We start from the raw sequence: 742 nt of genomic DNA, 5'->3' as shown, positions 1-742 counted from the left end.
TCGGTGGGGTAACCGCAAGGAGCCAGCCGCCGAAGGTGGGATAGATGATTGGGGTGAAGTCGTAACAAGGTAGCCGTATCGGAAGGTGCGGCTGGATCACCTCCTTTCTATGGAGAATCGTCTTCTGCAACGAAGACATTCAAATATGCAGCACAGCTGCAAACTTACTCACTCGTTGCTCAGTTTTGAGAGCTCAAACTCTCAAACCATCTCGTTTGTTCGACCGACACATTCTGTGAACGGCCCGAACGAAACGATTTGTTCTTTGAAAACTAGATATCGAAACGAAACAAACGCGAATTAGAACATTCCTTTTTAGCTGAACTTGTGTATAACAAGTTTAATGAATTGGTACTTAATTGCTTTTGCGATGGTATCGAGTGGGAGCGACTTTTGGCTTTGCGCAAGCAAAACAAGGGAAGCGAGCAGTCGAAACCGGAGCAATATGGTTAAGCTACTAAGAGCACACGGAGGATGCCTAGGCGCTAGGAGCCGATGAAGGACGTGGCGAACAACGATACTGCCTCGGGGAGCTGTAAGCAAGCTTTGATCCGGGGATGTCCGAATGGGGAAACCCAGCTGGGGTAATATCCAGTTACTCATAACTGAATACATAGGTTATGTAGAGGCATACCAGGGGAACTGAAACATCTAAGTACCCTGAGGAAGAGAAAACAATAGTGATTCCGTCAGTAGCGGCGAGCGAACGCGGAGAAGCCCAAACCAAAGAGCTTGCTCTTTG

2 rRNA genes are annotated in these 742 nt (G+C 47.8%); both read left to right on the top strand.

Annotated features, from left to right (window positions below):
* A 16S ribosomal RNA gene (locus tag PQG66_RS25230) occupies positions 1 to 107 on the top strand; the annotation flags it as partial.
* Between the two features lie 340 nt (positions 108 to 447).
* A 23S ribosomal RNA gene (locus PQG66_RS25225) occupies positions 448 to 742 on the top strand; the annotation flags it as partial.

The organism is Paenibacillus sp. JJ-100 (assembly GCF_948329825.1).
GTDB lineage: Bacteria > Bacillota > Bacilli > Paenibacillales > Paenibacillaceae > Paenibacillus.
This window is presented reverse-complemented; position numbering and strand designations above follow the sequence as displayed.